We start from the raw sequence: 16,938 nt of genomic DNA on the forward strand, positions 1-16,938 counted from the left end.
TGAATAATCAAATACCTGAGGAGGAACTACTATGGGACGTGTCGCACTCGTCACGGGGGGGTCGCGCGGAATTGGCGCGGCTATTTCAACAGCATTGAAGGACATGGGATGCAGCGTTGCGGCAACCTATGCCGGTAATGATGAAAAAGCCGCCGCCTTTACTGCGGAAACGGGCATCAAAACCTACAAATGGAACGTGGCTGATTACGACGCTTGCAAAGACGGCGTGGCACAGATCGAAGCGGATCTTGGCCCTGTTGAGATATTGATCAACAACGCTGGCATCACCCGCGATGCACCTTTCCACAAGATGACACCACAACAGTGGCACGAGTGCATCGACACGAACCTCAACGGTGTCTTCAACATGACCCATAACGTCTGGGGCGGCATGCGGGAACGCAAGTTCGGGCGCATCGTGACGATCTCTTCAATCAACGGGCAGAAAGGTCAGTTTGCCCAAGCTAACTATGCGGCGACCAAGGCGGGCGACATCGGCTTTACCAAGTCACTGGCGCAAGAAGGCGCACGTGCTGGCATCACAGTGAACATCGTGGCCCCTGGCTATATCAACACCGAGATGATGAGCACGATCCCCGAGAAGGTTATGAACGAAGTAATTCTGCCGCAAATTCCGGTTGGCCGCCTTGGCGAAGCCGCCGAGATCGCGCGCGCAGTCTGCTTCTTGGCGTCTGACGACGCAGGTTTCGTGACAGGGTCGACCCTGTCTGCAAATGGCGGTCAGTATCTGGCGTAAGCCGAGCCGTACGACAAATAACAAGGGCCACGCTGATCAGGCGTGGCCCTTTTCCGTTCGGCTGCCGGGTGTGCAGCCGGAGCGAAGTTCTTAGCGGCGGCGTGTGAACCAACGAACGGCATTGCGCAGTGCTTGTGCACGCTCTTTATGCGCACGTTGGATACCTTCACGGATGCGGGGGCTTGTTGTTGTCTCGTACATGGTGCGTTCCTTTGGTGTGTGTTTTTGTTTGTCTTGATGTCCTCAATATGCGTATTGCGCGCCCTTTGGACAAACGAGACTTTCTATTGCTTCAGTTAAGCTGTATTAAACTGAAACATGTCAGATAGATTGCCCCCACTTACCGCCCTGCGCGCGTTCGAAGCGGCTGCCCGCCATATGTCATTTGCCAAGGCAGCAGATGAATTGAACGTCACACCCGCTGCGTTATCCTATCAAATAAAGGCATTAGAGGCGGATTTGGGGCAACCTGTCTTTCGCAGGCTCAATCGTGCGGTAGAGTTGACAGAGGCGGGGCGCTGCCTTGCGCCGGGCGCAACAGATGCCTTTACCACGCTGTCCACTGCGTGGCGAAGTACAAAAAGATTAACTGACAGCGGCGTGTTGACGGTCACTGCGGGGCCTGCCTTTACGTCAAAGTGGTTGGCACCACGCATGTATGATTTTGCCCAAGCCCACGAAGACATCGACCTGCGGTTTTCAGCAACCTTGCGGATCGTTGACTTCAACCGTGATGAGGTAGATGTCGCCATCCGCTTTGGTCTTGGCGGGGACGAAGGCGTGTATTCACGTCCGATCTTTGATGAATGGATGACGCCAATGATGACCCCGCAATTGGCAAAGGCATACGACACGCCAGACAAGCTTGTGAAGGCCACGTTTATTCACGACGACTCCATTAATTTCCTTAAGCTACCCACGGGGTGGGATGCCTGGCTGAAAGCTATGAAGATCAAGGCTGATACATCGCACGGCCCCCGCTTCTCGCAGGCGGACCATGCCATTGATGCAGCCATCGCCGGGGCAGGGGTTGTGATGGGGCGGGCATCACTTGTCGCCCGTGCACTGGAAGACGGGCAGTTGGTTGCCCCATTTGACCTTGGTCTGACTTCAGAGGCGCAGTATCGGTTCATTTGCCCATTGGGAAATGAACGGCGCCCACATATTGCCGCGTTTGAAGCATGGGTCTTGGAAGAAATTCAATCGTCCAAGCACATCGCTGAGGGGCGAAGGTTGATCAATGCCAGTGATCTGCTCTGACAGCGGGTTACACACCAGCTGTCAGCGCGTGGTGTGAGTGGCTAATGTGTGCTCAGGCGCGTGATTTCTTCCTTGAGCATCAGCTTTTGCTTCTTAAGCTTCGCAATTTCCATGTCGTCAGAAGCAGGGCTGCGCTGCATCACTTCGACATGCTCGGAGAGGTGTTGATGTTTCTTCTTCAGTTCCTGCAAATGCGAACTCAAGCTCATGGTCGTCCTCCTCTGGTTTGGTGTGTTACTGATTGCAACATATCTGACCGACACTGTCACGCCGCATGGCAGCAATGTAACAGAATTTCAGGGTGTCAGACGATTGTTGCCAATTCGTTAAGGCAGAATGGGCAATTCCGCGCCACTTCGCAAAGCATCCGAAACCAAAGGTGTATAACTATCCTGATCGCATTGATGTGTGTCACCTTCATGCATGATCAGCGCAGGCGCCATCCGAAACGGTGTTCTCCCCTCTTGCCGTGCTTGCAACAGAAACAACTCTGGCGCACGGCTCGCGCGCCCCGCAACGGGCCGTACGACAATCGCACCCAGACGCCCGACCAGCGCATCCAAAACCTCTGGCAAACGCTCCATCCGTTGGATCAGGGTTAGATATCCCCGCGGACCAATACGCTTTGCCCCGGTATCGATCCAATCGCCCAACGGGGTGTCACCACCGAAGGCAATATCCTTGCCTGCGTCGTCCGACACCGTGCCAGCGGCCCGATCATAATAAGGTGGGTTCATAATCACGTGATCAAACCGCTTTTGGCGGAGGTCGGCAGGCAAGGCGCGCAGGTCCGCAGTAACTGCCGTAAACGGCATGGCGTTCTCGGCTCCGTTGCGTCGGGCCAATGCGGCATAATCGGCCTGCACCTCAACCCCAGTGATCTGCAAATCTGGCACTCGCGCGGCCAGACAGAGCGACGCCACGCCAACGCCGCAGCCCAATTCCAACACGGATTGCCCGGGTTTAGCGGGTACGGACGCTGCCAAAATCACTGGATCAACGCCCGCGCGATACCCCCGCCGAGGCTGCCAGATCTTAATCTTGCCGCCTAGAAAATCATCTTGTGTCAGTTCCTCAGACACGGCCTAGATCAATCTCGCCATCGCGCATCACGGCCTCTGCCATGAACAAATCGCGGTCCAGCACCATCAGCCGCCGCGGCATAATGCCTATGCTGCCTTCAAGCACGCTCATGTTTACGTCAAAGGCGAACCAGTCTATACCCTCGCTGTCCAACAGGGCGGTTGCAAAGGCAAGGACGGTGGGGTCATTGGTGCGCAAAAGCTCTTTCATAATCCAAGACCTAAGACGCCCTTTTGCGGATGTCTATTCACATGACGGAAACTTGCATGAGCCTTGATCACGCCGCCACCAAACCGCACGAACAACTGGCAGCGGCATTGGCCGATGATCTGACGGCAGTAAACGGGTTGATCCGCAAACGGATGGCCTCGGAGCACGCCCCCCGCATCCCCGAGGTCACAGCGCATCTTGTCGAGGCAGGCGGCAAACGTTTGCGCCCAATGCTGACTTTGGCAGCGGCGCGGATGTGCGGCTATGACGGCCCCTATCACGTGCATTTGGCCGCAACGGTTGAGTTTATTCACACTGCGACCTTGCTGCACGACGATGTGGTCGATGAAAGCAGCCAGCGGCGCGGGCGGCCCACCGCGAACCTTTTATGGGACAATACATCGAGCGTTTTGGTCGGTGACTACCTTTTTGCGCGTTCGTTTCAGTTGATGGTTGAAACGGGTTCGTTGCGCGTCCTCGATATTCTGGCAAACGCCGCTGCGACCATCGCCGAAGGCGAGGTGCTGCAACTTACCGCAGCCAGCGATTTGGCGACGACTGAAGACATCTACTTGCAGGTCGTGCGCGGCAAGACCGCCGCACTTTTCTCTGCTGCGATGGAGGTTGGTGGTGAGATCGCGGGCCAAGACGCCGCTACGAAACAGGCGCTCTTTGACTATGGCGATGCGTTGGGCATCTCGTTCCAGATCGTTGATGATTTGCTGGACTATGGGGGCACCAAGGCAACTGGAAAAAACGTCGGTGACGACTTTCGTGAGCGCAAGCTTACCTTGCCAGTAATCCGTGCGGTTGCGGCGGCGAATGCCGAAGAACACGCGTTTTGGGAGCGTACTATTCAGAAGGGCAAACAGGAAGATGGCGATCTTGACCATGCCATTGCCCTGCTTGCCAAACACGGCACAATGGAAGCGACGCGACACGATGCCCTCGTTTGGGCTGAAAAGGCCAAATCCGCGCTGGACGCGCTTCCTGATCATGCGCTTAAGACGATGTTGACTGACTTGGCCGACTATGTGGTTGCGCGCATTACCTAAGAAAAAGGGCTGCCTATTAGACAGCCCAATCAGTTTATTCTGATGAACGACTCGCCGCGACAGCCGCCCGCGCGCTTTCAACTAACGCCGCACCGTCGTAACCCTTGGCGTCCATCTCGGCGATCCATGCGGCGGTCACATCTGCGCCCAGTGCCTTAATCCGGTCCGTCTCAGCCTCGGATAGCTGCGCAATCTCATTGCCATCCGCGGCCATCAGATCACGTCCCACGACATCACCGGTGTCATGCGCACGCCCCGCCCACTGGCTGGCCATCATGCCAGAATTAGCGTCGATAATCGCGCGCAGATCATCAGGCATGCCTTCGTAAACATCCTTGTTCATCGCCCATATGAAATAGAGGTTATAGAGCGCTTTATCGCCTGCGACGTCGGTATGGCTGTCGGTCAACTCATCCAGCTTGAGAGATGGCGACATTTCCCAAGTGATCACACCACCATCGACGACACCGCGTGATAAGGCTTCGGGGAACTGCGGTACGGGCATGCCGATTGGTGTTGCGCCGAGTTCTTCCAACAAAAGGGTTGCTGGACGCGATGGACCACGCAGTTTTAGGCCGGCAAAATCCTCTACGGTTTCAACCGATGCGCCGCGCTTGTGCACGATACCCGGCCCATGCATGTGGGCGGCGATGACGTGCACATCGGCGAAGTCATCCATCAGATATTCTTGGGTGAATTCCCAAGCAGCGGCACTGGCCTCTTCACCCGACTTCGTCGTCATGAAAGGCAGTTCCATCGCTTCCGCTTCGGGGAAACGGTTTGGCTGATAGCCTGGGATCACCCAGCCACCATCAATCGCGCCGTCGCGGATCAGATCGAACTGATTGGGTGCGGCACCGCCTAATTGCATGAACGGATAAAGCTCGACCTTGATACGACCCTCGGATTGTTCCTCAATAGCGTCAGCCCAAGGCTGCATGAAATAAGTAGGGTTCGCACTGGCGGGGGACACAAAGTGCTGAAAGCGCAGCGTGACCTCCTGAGCGGCTACAGAAGTTGCACAAAGACCAAGAGTGGTCAGCAAAGCGGCAGATTTAAACAGGTGCATAGCGTGCATCCTTTTCGTCAGGTTTTCAGGGGAAAGGCGTCACCGCTAGCGACGCAAATAACATAGGCGATGGCGGAACTAGTTGCAAGTCATTCGCAAGAGGGGAAATTGCAGGCGATTTTCCCTCTATGCTTAGCCACCGTAGGTCGGATGAAACTTACCGCTGGGCGAGAGGGTAAAAATCTCGCACCCATCTGTGGTGATCCCAATGGAATGCTCAAACTGCGCGGAAAGTGATTTGTCGCGGGTCACTGCGGTCCAATCATCGCCCAGAACCTTGGTTTCTGGACGGCCCAGATTGATCATCGGTTCAATGGTAAAGAACATCCCTTCCTCAAGCCGTGCACCGGTGCCGGGGCGACCGTAGTGCAGCACATTGGGTGGGGCATGAAATACACGGCCCAGCCCATGCCCGCAAAAATCGCGAACAACAGACATGCGGTGACTTTCGGCATAAAGCTGAATGGCATAGCCGATATCGCCAAAGGTATTGCCGGGCTTGGCCGCCTCGATCCCTTTCATCAGGGCATCATGGGTGACTTGGATCAAACGTTCGGCTTTGCGGGGCAGGTTGCCTGCAACATACATGCGGCTGGTATCGCCAAACCAGCCGTCCAAGATGACAGTGACGTCGATATTCAGGATATCACCATCCTTCAGCTTTTTGTCGCCGGGGATGCCGTGACAGACTACATGGTTGACCGAAATACAGCTTGCGTGCTGATAACCTTTGTAGCCGATCGTGGCCGATACAGCGCCAGCATCTTCAACCCACTGGGTGATCAAACGGTCCAGCTCACCGGTTGTCTGGCCGGGCATGACATGGGCCGCGATGTCATCCAGAATTTGCGCGGCCAAGGCGCCTGCCTTTGCCATGCCGGCAAAGTCGCCAGACTCGTAAATCCGGATACCATCTTTGGTCAGATGCGCTGTATTCGTTTCCAACGGGGTCGTTCCTTTTGCGGTGTTACTGGCGACATAGGCGAAAGCTGCGCCAAATTCTAGGGTTGGAACAGGATCGGATCACCAAGAGTGATTGCCTCGGGGCTTATCATACAGGATTGCGCCAGAACGGTCACGCCCGCGACTGCGGCATTATCAAAAGCGGCTTTATAGGTGGGGTCAATATCAGCGGCCAAAGTCATCGTGGTGCAATCTGTACGCTGGACGAGATAGAACATAATCGCGCGATGGCCTGCATTTACCATGCGTCCCAGTTCCGCCAAATGCTTTGCCCCACGCGCCGTCACGCTGTCGGGGAATTCGGCCAGTCCCGATTGGCGCGACAAAGTCACGCTTTTCACTTCAACATACGTATCGGGGCCACCGCCACTGAGCAGAAAATCAATCCGGCTGTTTTCACCGTACTTTACCTCTGACCGCACCAGATCATAGGCAGGCAACCCCGGCACCTGATGCGCCATCAAGGCGGCCTTCAGGGCACGGTTCGGGACCGACGTATCAACACCGGTAAAATGTCCATTCTCGTGGTCCACCAAGCGCCACCCGAACTTGAGTTTCTTTTTGGGGTCATCATTGGGTTCCAGCCAGACTTTCATTCCCGGCTCGGCCAGCCCCAGCATTGATCCGGGGTTCGCGCAATGGGCTGTCACTTCGCGCCCATCTTCAAGCCGTACATCGGCCAGAAACCGTTTGTAGCGGCGGATCAGACGGGCAGGGACAAGGGGCGTGGCAAATTCCATGGGCACGCTATAACCTTTTACATAAGACAGGAGAACACCCCATGCCCAACCCCACCGCCGCGATGCTTGTGATAGGCGATGAAATCCTTTCAGGACGAACGCGCGACGCGAATATGCACTACCTTGCCGGGCAGTTGACTGAAGTAGGTATCGACCTGAAAGAGGTGCGCGTTGTCAGCGATGACCGCGATGCGATCATCGCTGCGGTCCGGGCGCTGTCGGGCGGTTACGATCACGTCTTTACCAGCGGGGGCATTGGCCCGACGCATGATGACATCACTGCCGATTGTATCGCTGCGGCCTTTAAGGCGCATATTGATATACGTGATGATGCGCGGGCCTTGCTTCAGGCCCACTACGACCGGTCTGGTCTGGATCTGAATGATGCGCGACTGCGCATGGCGCGTATCCCAGATGGGGCCACATTGATTGACAACCCGGTCAGCACCGCACCGGGGTTCAGCCTTGAAAACGTGCATGTGATGGCGGGTGTACCGTCTGTATTCAAAGCGATGGTGGCCAGTGTCCTGCCCACACTGACAGGCGGCGCACCGCTGTTGTCACGGACCTTGCGTTTGATGATGGGCGAAGGGGATATCGCCGCACCTTTGGGCGTTTTTGCCGCAGAGTTCCCCGATCTTTCCGTCGGATCCTACCCGTTTCAAAGAGATGGCAGCTATGGCTGCAACATCGTCGTGCGCGGTAGCGATGCCACCTTGCTGGAGAGAGCGATGACAACACTGGAGGCGCGGTTCCCCGGATGAGCCTTCCAACAGTGCAAAAGCTTTACGCGGTGGTTGATGGCACATGGCCGCCTGCGGCCAAGCAAACACATGGTCCGTGGACGGTCAGGCTGGATAACAGCGGCAGCAGCCGGGTGAGTGCCGCCACAGCAGAAGGACGGGTGACGGATGCCGATATCCCGCAAGCGGAAGCGGTGATGCATCAGGCCGGACAAACACCGCTTTTCATGATCCGTGAAGGGGATGACAGGCTTGACCGGGACCTTGCTGCGCGGGGTTATGTGATCAAGGATCCGGTCAACCTTTATGCTGTACCCATCGCGAAGGTCGCAACTGAACGTCCCCCGCCGGTGACAAGCTTTGAAATCTGGCCACCCCTTGCCGCCCAAGCTGAGGTATGGGCTGCCGGTGGCATCGGTCCGGGGCGCTTGGCCGTGATGGAGCGCGCGCCTGACCCAAAAACCACGCTGATGGGGCGGCTGAATGACCGGCCCGCAGGCACGGTCTTTGTCGGTATTGCCGCAGATTGCGCGATGATCCACGCACTAGAGATCAGCAAGGACCATCGCCGACAAGGGCTTGCGCAGCATCTGACGCGGGCTGCTGCGTTCTGGGCGCAAGACAACGGCGCGGATTATCTGACCTTGGTGACCACACAGGCAAATGATGCCGCAAACGCGCTCTACTCTTCCCTCGGCATGACGCTTGTGGGACAGTACCACTATAGGACTTTGCCGGAGTGATCCCTTGACCGACCAACCCACCGCCCTTGATCTGCCAATGGTTGACCCACTGCCCGACGCCACCCAGAAATACTTTGATATCTGCCAGGAAAAACTGGGGATGGTGCCCAATGTGCTCCAAGCTTATGCCTTTGATATCGACAAGTTGAACGCGTTTACCGCGCTCTACAATGACGTGATGCTGGCAGATTCCGGTCTGTCCAAGCTGGAACGCGAAATGATCGCTGTGGTCGTATCTTCTATCAACAAATGCTATTACTGCCTGACAGCGCATGGGGCGTCCGTGCGCCAGTTGTCGGGCGATCCCAAACTGGGTGAAATGCTGGTGATGAACTGGCGGGTCGCCGATCTGGATGCGCGGCAAAAGGCGATGCTGGGTTTTGCCGAACAAATGACCGTGGCCAGCGCCACGATCGTAGAAAAAGACCGCGATGCGCTACGACAGGTCGGGTTTTCGGACCGTGACATTTGGGATATCGCCGCGACGGCAGGTTTTTACAATATGAGCAACCGCATCGCCTCGGCCACTGATATGCGGCCAAACGACGAATACCACGCCCTCGCCCGATGATCCGCATGTGCGCTGCCCTTCTGGCCGTTGCCGGTAGCATGGCGCAGGCCCAAACGCTGGATTTTCCCAGCAACGCCAATTTGCAGACGGAAGTGGTGCGCGACGCCGACAGCTATGTGATGCCGCGCGGCATCTGGGATCGTGGCGAAATGCCCACCCAAACGGTTGAAGGCCGCGTCACGCAACAAGTCTGGCGGATCGCGGCGGCATCGCTGACGACCCTGCAATTGGTGCGGCCATTGCGTGAACAGCTGCGCAATGACCGGTATCAGATCATCTTTGAATGCCAGACCGAGGCCTGCGGGGGGTTCGATTTTCGTTTTAGCGTCGAAACACTGCCGCCACCCGATATGCGCATCAACATCGGTGATTTTCGCTTTCTTGCCGCACAGCGAATAGGTGCAGACGGCCCTGAATATCTGACGCTCATGGCCAGCCGCACAACAAGTGCAGGTTTTGTTCAGATCACCCATGTCGGCCCGATGGCGGAAGCACCTGAGCCCATCGCGCAGGCCAATGAACCACCGTTGCGCGCCTTTGGTGCAGCACCTGATGCCACACTAGCTGACCAGCTTGATGATGTCGGGCGCGCCGTTCTGGCCGATCTGACGTTTGAAACCGGATCAGCGCGACTGGCAGATGCAGAGTTCGCATCATTGCAGGCGCTGGCCGCTTATCTTGCTGCCTTCCCCAGCAGGACAGTTGCACTTGTCGGGCACACAGATTCGTCCGGCACGCTCGAGGCGAATATCGCCCTGTCAAAACGCCGTGCCGCGTCTGTGCTTGAGCGTTTGGTCAGCACATACAACGTAAACCGGGCGCAATTGGCGGCCGAAGGGATGGGATACCTCGCGCCGATTGCGTCAAACCTGCAAGAGGCAGGGCGCGAAGCAAACCGGCGGGTCGAAGTGATTGTCACATCGACAGAGGATTAGCGAACCGGCAGTGATGGATTTGGCGTGCATGACTGATGCTTGTCAGCCTCTATATGAAAGCCCCTTGGTCAGCGAGCATCTCAGGGCCCAACAAAAAAGCGCGGCCAAAACACGGCCGCGCCAGTTAGGTGATAAAAACACCTTGGGAAAATTACCAAATATCAGGGCCTTTGTCGGCAAAGGCATGGGCCAGAAAATCAATGAAAGCGCGTACTTTCGGTTGTGTGAAACGGCCTGGCGGATACACCGCGTAAATGCCTTGCGTTTCAACGGGAAGGTCGGGAATTGCCACCTCAACCAAACCTTCGCGCATGGCTTCGGCGTAAAGAAAGCTGGGCAGATAAGCGATACCAAGCCCGCCGATGCAGGCATTCAAAAGCGATTGCCCATCATTCACGGTCAGCCATCCCGCGGTGCGCACCTGGCGCTTTTCGCCGGAGGGGGCAGTCAGTTTCCAAACGGCTGAATTGGCCTGATTAGAGTAATGCAGCAGCTTGTGCTCGTTCAGGTCGTCAATCTTTTCGGGGCGGCCATACTGCTCAAAATAAGCAGGGCTTGCGATCATGCGTTTGGTCGTGTCGGTCAGCTTGCGCGCGCGCAGGGTGCTATCTTCCAGCTCTCCAATGCGGACGGCCATGTCAAAGCCTTCCGAGATCAATTCAACATAGCGGTTGTTCAGCGCCATGTTGACAGTGATGTCAGGGAATTCGCTCAGAAAGTCGCCCAATACAGGCGACAGATGGTTCACACCAAAATCAGTCGCCACACTGATGCGCAGCAGGCCCGATGGCGCAGATTGCATGGATGTGACCAGTGCATCAGCCTCGCCTGCGTCGTTCAGCACGCGGCGGGCACGGTCATAGTAGGCCAGTCCAATCTCTGTCGGGCTGACGCGACGGGTGGTGCGGTTCAACAGGCGCGCGCCAAGGCGGGCCTCTAGCGAAGACACATGTTTGGAAACAGCAGATTTGGAGATGCCCATCTTTTTGGCCGCATCTGTAAAGCCACCCTGGTCCACAACAGTGGCAAAGGCCTCCATTTCCGTCAGACGATCCATATGAACTTCCTAGCACTCTTTTTTAATACCGTTGTTTCCTGTTTGAGGATGAAATCGGGCAGGAATGGGACAAATGCCTGACAATAAGGGGGTATGAATCGGTTTTGATGCTGCGGTGGAAACAGCAATTCGCGCGACATTGTTGATCCATGGATGCAACACTCCGCAGGCATGGGGCGTTGTTTAAAAGGTTTTTTAGTTGCGACTTGGTCTGTAGATGTCTGGCCCTAAGCAGGTTCCTTTCATCTGACGGCCATCGGCGATAGACCCAAATGGCAGGATGACATCAACAAAATGTGGAGAATGAAATGACAAACGAAAACATAGGTTTCATTGGTGTCGGTCTGATGGGTCATGGCATGGCAAAGAACATCCTTGCTGCGGGCCATACGGTGACGGTCATCGCGTACCGCAATCGGGCGTCTGTTGATGACCTCGTCGCGCAAGGTGCGACAGAGGCGACCGATCTTGCCGCATTGGCCCAGGCCTCTGACGTCATCCATATCTGCGCTCCCGGTTCTCCTCAGGTTGAGGGGATCATCGCCGGGTTAGTGCCCGGCCTACGCAAGGGCAGCGTCATCGTTGATTGCTCCACCTCCGATCCGGCCTCGACCGAAAAGCTGGCTGCAATACTTGAGGGCCAGGGGTGTCACCTTGCCGATGCTCCGCTTGGCGGCACACCGGTGCAGGCAGAGGCAGGCGCGCTTAGTACGATGGTTGGCGCATCGGATGACATCTTTGCACGGATCAAGCCTGTGATTGATTGCTGGGCGGCATCAGTCGTGCATTTGGGGCCAACTGGGATGGGCCACAAAATGAAACTACTCAACAACTTTCTGTCGATGGGCTATGCCGCGATGTATGCAGAGGCGATGGCGCTGGGGCGCAAGGTTGGCATCAGTGTGGACCAGTTTGACAGCGTGATCCGCGGATCGCGCATGGATTGTGGGTTCTATCAAACCTTCATGGGCTATGCGTTGGAAGGGAACACAGAGGCCCATAAGTTCACACTGACCAATGCCTATAAGGATACCCGATATCTGGCGAATATGGCTGATGGGGCATCGATAGCAAACCCTGTTGGCACTGCGATCAAGAATACCTTTGCCGCAGCGGTCAACATGGGTGGTGATGGTGCAGAAGACTATGTGCCGCATCTGGTTGACTACGTCGCCAAGATGAATGGGCTGCCGCCGGGCAAAGACTGATACCGCTGCGTGGAGTATCAGCGATTTACCGCAGCTGGTTTATGGGGTGTAAATGTCTGCTATTGAAGATCTGAACCAATAAGCAGATCGTTGGGTGAAAACAGTGGATATCAAACGTATTGTCAGCACTAAAGAAGGGCGAAGCGATGCTGTTACCTTCAATGGTATGGCTTTTCTGGTCGCTTATGATCCCGACGCTGCGGAAGGCATTGAGGCGCAAACACGAAACTGCCTGCGCTTTCTTGATGCCAAACTGCGAGAGGTGGGAAGTGGAAAAGACGCACTCCTTCAGGTCACTGTTTTCCTAAGCGATATGACGATGAAGTCGAAAATGGATGTAGTGTGGTGCGATTGGATCGGAGCATCTGAAAATTGGCCGCAAAGAGCATGCGTTGGGGCCGACTTGGGCGACGACGTCACACTTATCGAAATCACGGCTATCGCTGCTCAACGTGAGAGCTACCAACTGTGTACGTGAAGCCGAATAGTTTCTGACGTACCAAATGCCACCACTACCAATTTAGGTGCTGTACTATTGGTGTCAGATTTGCGCCGCCAGCCGGGTCCCTTGGTCAATCGCGCGTTTTGCATCTAGCTCTGCCGCCACATCTGCACCGCCGATCACATGGACCGAGCGGCCTTGGGCGATCAACTCATCCGCCAAGCTGCGCTCCGGCACCTGTCCGGCGCATAGCACAATCGTGTCTGCTGCGATCACCTTTGGGTTCTCGCGCGCCTCACCATGGCTGACATGCAGCCCTTCGGCGTCAATTTTTTCATAGTTCACGCCGCCAACCATCTGCACATTCTTCATCTGCAAACCGGCGCGATGAATCCAGCCAGTGGTTTTGCCTAACCGCTTACCAAGCTTCTCGGGCTTGCGCTGCAACAGGGTAACCTGCCGCACGGGCGCTTCAGGCTGAGGCCCCTCTGGCCGCAACCCGCCGCGCGTTTGCGCAGGATCACCGACCCCCCATTCGGCAAGCCATTCATCCAAATCTTCGGTCGGGCTGTCGTCGGTGACAAGGAACTCTGCCACATCAAAACCGATACCACCTGCACCAACAATCGCCACGCTCTTGCCAACCTTCGCTTTCCCGCGCAGCACATCAATGTAGGACAGCACATTCGGACCATCTTGACCGGGAATTGCGGGATCACGCGGGGCGACACCGGTGGCGATGATGATCTCATCAAAACCCGCCAGTGCCTCTGGCGTTGCCGTGGTACCCATCTGCAAGGTGATCTCCGCTTTGGCGACCATCGTACGGTAGTAATCGACCAGTCCCCAGAACTCTTCCTTCCCCGGTACCTGCTTGGCCATGTTCAATTGGCCGCCAATTTCATCGGCCTTATCAAAGATCGTAACAGCATGACCACGTTCCGCCGCCGTCAGCGCCGCAGACAGACCAGCGGGGCCTGCGCCGACAACGGCGACTTTCTTAGCGGTATCAGTGACGTCGATGGTCAGTTCTGTCTCGTGGCACGCACGTGGGTTCACCAAACAGGACGACAATTTCCCGCTGAACGTATGGTCAAGACAGGCTTGGTTGCAGGCAATACAGGGTGCGATCTCTGCCGCTTTGCCCGCCTTGGCTTTCGCCACGAAATGGGCATCTGCAAGGAAAGGACGGGCCATGCTGACCATATCGGCGCACCCATCGGACAGAACACCTTCGGCCACCTCTGGCATATTGATCCGGTTGGATGTGATGATCGGGATCTGCACCTCGCCCATCAGCTTTTTGGTCACCCATGTGAACGCGCGACGGGGCACAGAGGTGGCAATCGTCGGAATACGCGCCTCATGCCAGCCGATGCCAGTGTTCAGGATCGTGGCACCCGCAGCCTCTACTGCCTTGGCGAGTTGCACGACTTCTTCCCAAGTCGATCCGTTCGGCACCAGATCAATCATCGACAGCCGGTAAATCACGATAAAGTCTGTTCCCACCGCCTCACGCACCCGCCGCACAATCTCAACTGGCAGGCGCATCCGGTTCTCGTAAGACCCACCCCAGCGGTCGGTGCGTTTGTTGGTATGGGTGACGAGGAATTGGTTGATGAAATACCCCTCAGAGCCCATCACCTCGACCCCGTCATAACCCGCCTCCTTCGCGCGGGTCGCGGCGGTTACGATATCGCTGATCTGTTTCTCAATCCCATCTTCGTCCAGCTCTTTCGGTGGAAAAGGCGAGATCGGGGATTTGACCGCAGAGGGTGCTACACACGCAGGGGAATACGCGTAACGCCCAGCATGCAAAATCTGCATCGCAATTTTGCCGTCCGCATCATGCACCCGGTCGGTCACGATGCGGTGGTTGGCGATGTCTTCATCGGTGTAAAGACCGCCGGCACCGGGAAACACACCACCCTCGGCATTTGGTGCCATGCCACCAGTGACCATCAACGCGACATCCCCGCGCGCACGTTCGGCATAGAACTCCGCGACGCGGTTCCAATCCTTCGTCTCCTCCAACCCGGTGTGCATTGACCCCATGAGCACACGATTCTTCAGTGTCGTGAAACCCAGATCGAGGGGGGACAAAAGATTGGGATATTTGGTCATAAAGGTGCCTCCACTTTGGGCAATCATGGCGAAAGCTGATGGCGACGTCACCCTCAACGTCGCGTAATATCCGTGGCGATCTGGCCAGTGCGAAAGGTTTTGCGAAATGGGCGCGCTGCGGTAGGCTGTCGGGCGACTAAGAAAGGACTGGAAAATGGAAGCGAGCTTTTCCCGGCGCAAGTTGCTGACACCGGCTGAACTGCGGGCATTGTCAGAACGATCTGATCTGCAAGGCGGGCTGCAAATGGCCAGTCATGTGGGCGCAATTGTGGTTGTTGGCGTGTTACATGCGCAGGCCTTGGGTACCGGTTGGGTTTGGGTGACGGGTCTTGCCTTGGGCGTCCTGCTGAACTTTCTTTACGCCGCCCAGCACGAGCTGTCCCATGCGACCGTTTTCAAAACCCGCAAACTGAACGAAGTCTTCGGGCGCATCATTGGTTTCATCCAGATATTCCCGCGCGATTTCGACCAGATCATGCATTTTGCGCATCACCAATACACGCAAGACTGGGAACGCGATGGCGAGTTGGTGCGCGAACCCTATACGCTGACGACCTACCTTTTGTGGCTCAGTGGGATCACGTATTGGCGCAATCGCGTCTTAGGCGTGTCGCGCCGCGCCTATGGGGTAATTGTCGAGCCCTTCATTCGCACCGAGGAAGAAGCCCGCGTGATCTTTGAAAGCCGCCTGCATGTGCTGGGCTATGCCGTGATTGCGCTGCTTTCGGTGATCTTCTCATCATGGGCTGCGCTGACATTCTGGATCATTCCGATGGTCCTGACCAAACCCATTCACCAGCTGCAAAACACGATCGAGCATCTGGGGCTGTCCCATGACAATGACATCATGGAAAACACCCGCTCGACCCGCGCTAATGCACTGCAAAACTGGCTGTGCTGGCAGATGCCTTATCACACAGCACACCACACGTTCCCCGCTGTGCCGTTCTGGAAGCTACGCGAATTGAACGATCGGATCGAAGATAAGGCAGGCGAAGTGCACCGCATGGGCTGGGTGGAATTCCAGCGCGAGGTCATTGGCAAGCTGATGGCAAAAGACGAAAGCCAATATCCGATGGATGAGGTCTGGATCATTCCGCGCAGCGGCGGGCGTGTGACGCGGATGCCTGCCGAGTGAGGCAACTCAAAATCTACACCTCGCTTTGGGCGATGCAGCCGCATGACCAGACGGGCGTGAAACTGCCCTACGATCAGGTTTGCGAAATGGTGAGCGGAGCAGGCTTTGATGGCATGGCGATTGATCTGGGTGCCTCTGACGTGGCTGTTGTCCATGCCGTCAGGCCACATATGGAGGCGAACGGCCTCACACCGCTAATCGTCGCCTTCCCCAAAACCATTGAAAGCCTCGAAGACACCCTGCACATGGCCGCCGATTTTGGCGCGCCGTTCGTCGATGTGATCGGTCAAGTCATGCCCATCGCCCTTGACGACATGGTACCAGTGATCGAGACGTGGATGGGCATGTCCGACCGCATCGGCGTGCCAATCCAGTTCGAGACCCATCGCAACTGCATCACCAACGACCTTTATACCACGCTGCAACTGCTCGACCGCATCCCTGACATGCGAATTTGCGCGGACCTGTCGCATTACGTCGTGGACCGCGAATTTTGGTTCCCCCTGTCCGATCATGACCTCGGGTTGATGAGCCGCATCCTGCAACGCTCAGACAGCTTCCAGGGGCGGGTGGCATCGCGGCAGCAAATCCAATTGCAACTGGATTTTCCGCAAAATCAAAAATGGGTAGAGTTGTTCAAAGGCTGGTGGCGCGAAGGGCTGGCCGACTGGCGGGCGCGGAACGCGTCAGGGGACTGCGTCTTTGTGTGCGAGTTGGGACCACCGGAATACGCAATGACCGGGCCAGACGGTGCCGAGATGTCAAACCGTTGGGAAGAAGCGCAGGTGATCAAAGGCTGGGTGCAGGAGATTTGGGATGATTTGGGCGGAGATGGGTAGG

Annotated in this window: 19 protein-coding genes; 11 read left to right on the forward strand and 8 right to left on the reverse strand. The window is 56.4% G+C overall.

All coding sequences use genetic code 11. The annotated features are described in order from the left end of the window. The first annotated feature begins 31 nt into the window (after positions 1-31). The gene (phbB, locus tag BC777_RS12860; protein ID WP_100368567.1) at positions 32-757 is read left to right on the forward strand and encodes an acetoacetyl-CoA reductase; all 726 of its coding nucleotides are present in this window, start codon (positions 32-34) and stop codon (positions 755-757) included. Positions 758-1,075: 318 nt separating this feature from the next. Next, positions 1,076-2,017 (forward strand): transcriptional regulator GcvA, encoded by a 942-nt coding sequence (gene gcvA / locus BC777_RS12865; RefSeq protein WP_100368568.1) that lies wholly within the window; start codon positions 1,076-1,078, stop codon positions 2,015-2,017. A 41-nt stretch (positions 2,018-2,058) separates the two neighbouring features. Here the strand turns inward: gcvA and BC777_RS12870 are convergent, their stop codons facing one another. The 3 genes from BC777_RS12870 to BC777_RS12880 all read right to left on the reverse strand — a co-directional run bounded on the left by BC777_RS12870 (position 2,059) and on the right by BC777_RS12880 (position 3,310). Next, complete coding sequence (locus BC777_RS12870) at positions 2,059-2,226, reverse strand: YdcH family protein (RefSeq protein WP_100368569.1); 168 nt, start codon at positions 2,224-2,226, stop codon at positions 2,059-2,061. A 117-nt stretch (positions 2,227-2,343) separates the two neighbouring features. Continuing rightward, a complete protein-coding gene (locus BC777_RS12875; RefSeq protein ID WP_100368570.1) occupies positions 2,344-3,099 on the reverse strand; it encodes a tRNA1(Val) (adenine(37)-N6)-methyltransferase in 756 nt (251 codons plus the stop codon). Next, positions 3,092-3,310 (reverse strand): putative signal transducing protein, encoded by a 219-nt coding sequence (locus tag BC777_RS12880; protein ID WP_008231632.1) that lies wholly within the window; start codon positions 3,308-3,310, stop codon positions 3,092-3,094. Before BC777_RS12880 ends, BC777_RS12875 begins: the two co-directional genes overlap by 8 nt. 56 nt (positions 3,311-3,366) lie before the next feature. Between BC777_RS12880 and BC777_RS12885 the strand changes: the two genes are divergently transcribed. Further along, on the forward strand, positions 3,367-4,365 hold the full coding sequence (locus tag BC777_RS12885) for a polyprenyl synthetase family protein (RefSeq protein ID WP_100368571.1): 999 nt from the start codon (positions 3,367-3,369) through the stop codon (positions 4,363-4,365). A 34-nt stretch (positions 4,366-4,399) separates the two neighbouring features. On the opposite strand, the gene BC777_RS12890 is transcribed toward BC777_RS12885, so the two are convergent. The 3 genes from BC777_RS12890 to sfsA form a co-directional block, all read right to left on the reverse strand. Continuing rightward, complete coding sequence (locus BC777_RS12890; protein ID WP_100368572.1) at positions 4,400-5,443, reverse strand: TRAP transporter substrate-binding protein; 1,044 nt, start codon at positions 5,441-5,443, stop codon at positions 4,400-4,402. Between the two features lie 123 nt (positions 5,444-5,566). Beyond that, entirely contained in the window at positions 5,567-6,379 is an 813-nt protein-coding gene (gene map, locus BC777_RS12895; RefSeq protein ID WP_100368573.1) for a type I methionyl aminopeptidase, read from the reverse strand. Positions 6,380-6,435: 56 nt separating this feature from the next. Beyond that, on the reverse strand, positions 6,436-7,137 hold the full coding sequence (sfsA, locus tag BC777_RS12900) for a DNA/RNA nuclease SfsA (RefSeq protein WP_100368574.1): 702 nt from the start codon (positions 7,135-7,137) through the stop codon (positions 6,436-6,438). Positions 7,138-7,178: 41 nt separating this feature from the next. Here sfsA and BC777_RS12905 point away from each other — a divergent pair, with 41 nt between their 5' ends. Genes BC777_RS12905 through BC777_RS12920 form a run of 4 tightly spaced genes read left to right on the forward strand, consistent with a single transcriptional unit; the run spans position 7,179 to position 10,129 of the window. Next, positions 7,179-7,901 carry a competence/damage-inducible protein A gene (locus BC777_RS12905; protein WP_100368575.1) on the forward strand — a complete coding sequence of 241 codons (723 nt, stop codon included), beginning with the start codon at positions 7,179-7,181 and terminating at the stop codon, positions 7,899-7,901. Continuing rightward, positions 7,898-8,623, forward strand: a complete 726-nt coding sequence (locus tag BC777_RS12910) for a GNAT family N-acetyltransferase (RefSeq protein ID WP_100368576.1) — start codon at positions 7,898-7,900, stop codon at positions 8,621-8,623. Before BC777_RS12905 ends, BC777_RS12910 begins: the two co-directional genes overlap by 4 nt. A gap of 4 nt (positions 8,624-8,627) precedes the next feature. Further along, positions 8,628-9,194 carry a peroxidase-related enzyme gene (locus tag BC777_RS12915; RefSeq protein WP_168769159.1) on the forward strand — a complete coding sequence of 189 codons (567 nt, stop codon included), beginning with the start codon at positions 8,628-8,630 and terminating at the stop codon, positions 9,192-9,194. Next, positions 9,191-10,129, forward strand: a complete 939-nt coding sequence (locus tag BC777_RS12920; RefSeq protein WP_100368577.1) for an OmpA family protein — start codon at positions 9,191-9,193, stop codon at positions 10,127-10,129. Before BC777_RS12915 ends, BC777_RS12920 begins: the two co-directional genes overlap by 4 nt. Positions 10,130-10,280: 151 nt before the next feature. On the opposite strand, the gene BC777_RS12925 is transcribed toward BC777_RS12920, so the two are convergent. Further along, positions 10,281-11,186 (reverse strand): LysR family transcriptional regulator, encoded by a 906-nt coding sequence (locus tag BC777_RS12925; protein ID WP_100368578.1) that lies wholly within the window; start codon positions 11,184-11,186, stop codon positions 10,281-10,283. A gap of 296 nt (positions 11,187-11,482) precedes the next feature. On the opposite strand from BC777_RS12925, the gene BC777_RS12930 reads away from it, so the two are divergent. Together BC777_RS12930 and BC777_RS12935 are read left to right on the forward strand one after the other, a co-directional pair. After that, on the forward strand, positions 11,483-12,394 hold the full coding sequence (locus BC777_RS12930; protein WP_311135476.1) for an NAD(P)-dependent oxidoreductase: 912 nt from the start codon (positions 11,483-11,485) through the stop codon (positions 12,392-12,394). Positions 12,395-12,488: 94 nt separating this feature from the next. Next, positions 12,489-12,872, forward strand: a complete 384-nt coding sequence (locus tag BC777_RS12935; protein WP_100368580.1) for a RidA family protein — start codon at positions 12,489-12,491, stop codon at positions 12,870-12,872. Between the two features lie 63 nt (positions 12,873-12,935). On the opposite strand, the gene BC777_RS12940 is transcribed toward BC777_RS12935, so the two are convergent. Then, on the reverse strand, positions 12,936-14,960 hold the full coding sequence (locus BC777_RS12940) for an NADPH-dependent 2,4-dienoyl-CoA reductase (protein WP_100368581.1): 2,025 nt from the start codon (positions 14,958-14,960) through the stop codon (positions 12,936-12,938). Positions 14,961-15,114: 154 nt separating this feature from the next. Here BC777_RS12940 and BC777_RS12945 point away from each other — a divergent pair, with 154 nt between their 5' ends. After that, positions 15,115-16,098, forward strand: a complete 984-nt coding sequence (locus BC777_RS12945; protein WP_100368582.1) for a fatty acid desaturase — start codon at positions 15,115-15,117, stop codon at positions 16,096-16,098. After that, positions 16,095-16,937: a sugar phosphate isomerase/epimerase family protein gene (locus BC777_RS12950; protein ID WP_245834351.1), complete on the forward strand. Its 843-nt coding sequence runs from the start codon at positions 16,095-16,097 to the stop codon at positions 16,935-16,937. Before BC777_RS12945 ends, BC777_RS12950 begins: the two co-directional genes overlap by 4 nt. The last annotated feature ends 1 nt before the right edge of the window (position 16,938 follow it).

It is taken from the genome of Yoonia maricola (assembly GCF_002797915.1).
Classification (GTDB): domain Bacteria; phylum Pseudomonadota; class Alphaproteobacteria; order Rhodobacterales; family Rhodobacteraceae; genus Yoonia; species Yoonia maricola.

What these genes read in the sequence shown, in the direction of transcription:
- phbB (WP_100368567.1), top strand. Translation starts at nt 32, where the DNA reads ATGGGACGTGTCGCACTCGTCACGGGGGGGTCGCGCGGAATTGGCGCG.
- gcvA (WP_100368568.1), top strand. Translation starts at nt 1,076, where the DNA reads ATGTCAGATAGATTGCCCCCACTTACCGCCCTGCGCGCGTTCGAAGCG.
- BC777_RS12870 (WP_100368569.1), bottom strand. Translation starts at nt 2,226, where the DNA reads ATGAGCTTGAGTTCGCATTTGCAGGAACTGAAGAAGAAACATCAACAC.
- BC777_RS12880 (WP_008231632.1), bottom strand. Translation starts at nt 3,310, where the DNA reads ATGAAAGAGCTTTTGCGCACCAATGACCCCACCGTCCTTGCCTTTGCA.
- BC777_RS12885 (WP_100368571.1), top strand. Translation starts at nt 3,367, where the DNA reads ATGAGCCTTGATCACGCCGCCACCAAACCGCACGAACAACTGGCAGCG.
- BC777_RS12890 (WP_100368572.1), bottom strand. Translation starts at nt 5,443, where the DNA reads ATGCACGCTATGCACCTGTTTAAATCTGCCGCTTTGCTGACCACTCTT.
- sfsA (WP_100368574.1), bottom strand. Translation starts at nt 7,137, where the DNA reads ATGGAATTTGCCACGCCCCTTGTCCCTGCCCGTCTGATCCGCCGCTAC.
- BC777_RS12905 (WP_100368575.1), top strand. Translation starts at nt 7,179, where the DNA reads ATGCCCAACCCCACCGCCGCGATGCTTGTGATAGGCGATGAAATCCTT.
- BC777_RS12910 (WP_100368576.1), top strand. Translation starts at nt 7,898, where the DNA reads ATGAGCCTTCCAACAGTGCAAAAGCTTTACGCGGTGGTTGATGGCACA.
- BC777_RS12920 (WP_100368577.1), top strand. Translation starts at nt 9,191, where the DNA reads ATGATCCGCATGTGCGCTGCCCTTCTGGCCGTTGCCGGTAGCATGGCG.
- BC777_RS12925 (WP_100368578.1), bottom strand. Translation starts at nt 11,186, where the DNA reads ATGGATCGTCTGACGGAAATGGAGGCCTTTGCCACTGTTGTGGACCAG.
- BC777_RS12940 (WP_100368581.1), bottom strand. Translation starts at nt 14,960, where the DNA reads ATGACCAAATATCCCAATCTTTTGTCCCCCCTCGATCTGGGTTTCACG.
- BC777_RS12945 (WP_100368582.1), top strand. Translation starts at nt 15,115, where the DNA reads ATGGAAGCGAGCTTTTCCCGGCGCAAGTTGCTGACACCGGCTGAACTG.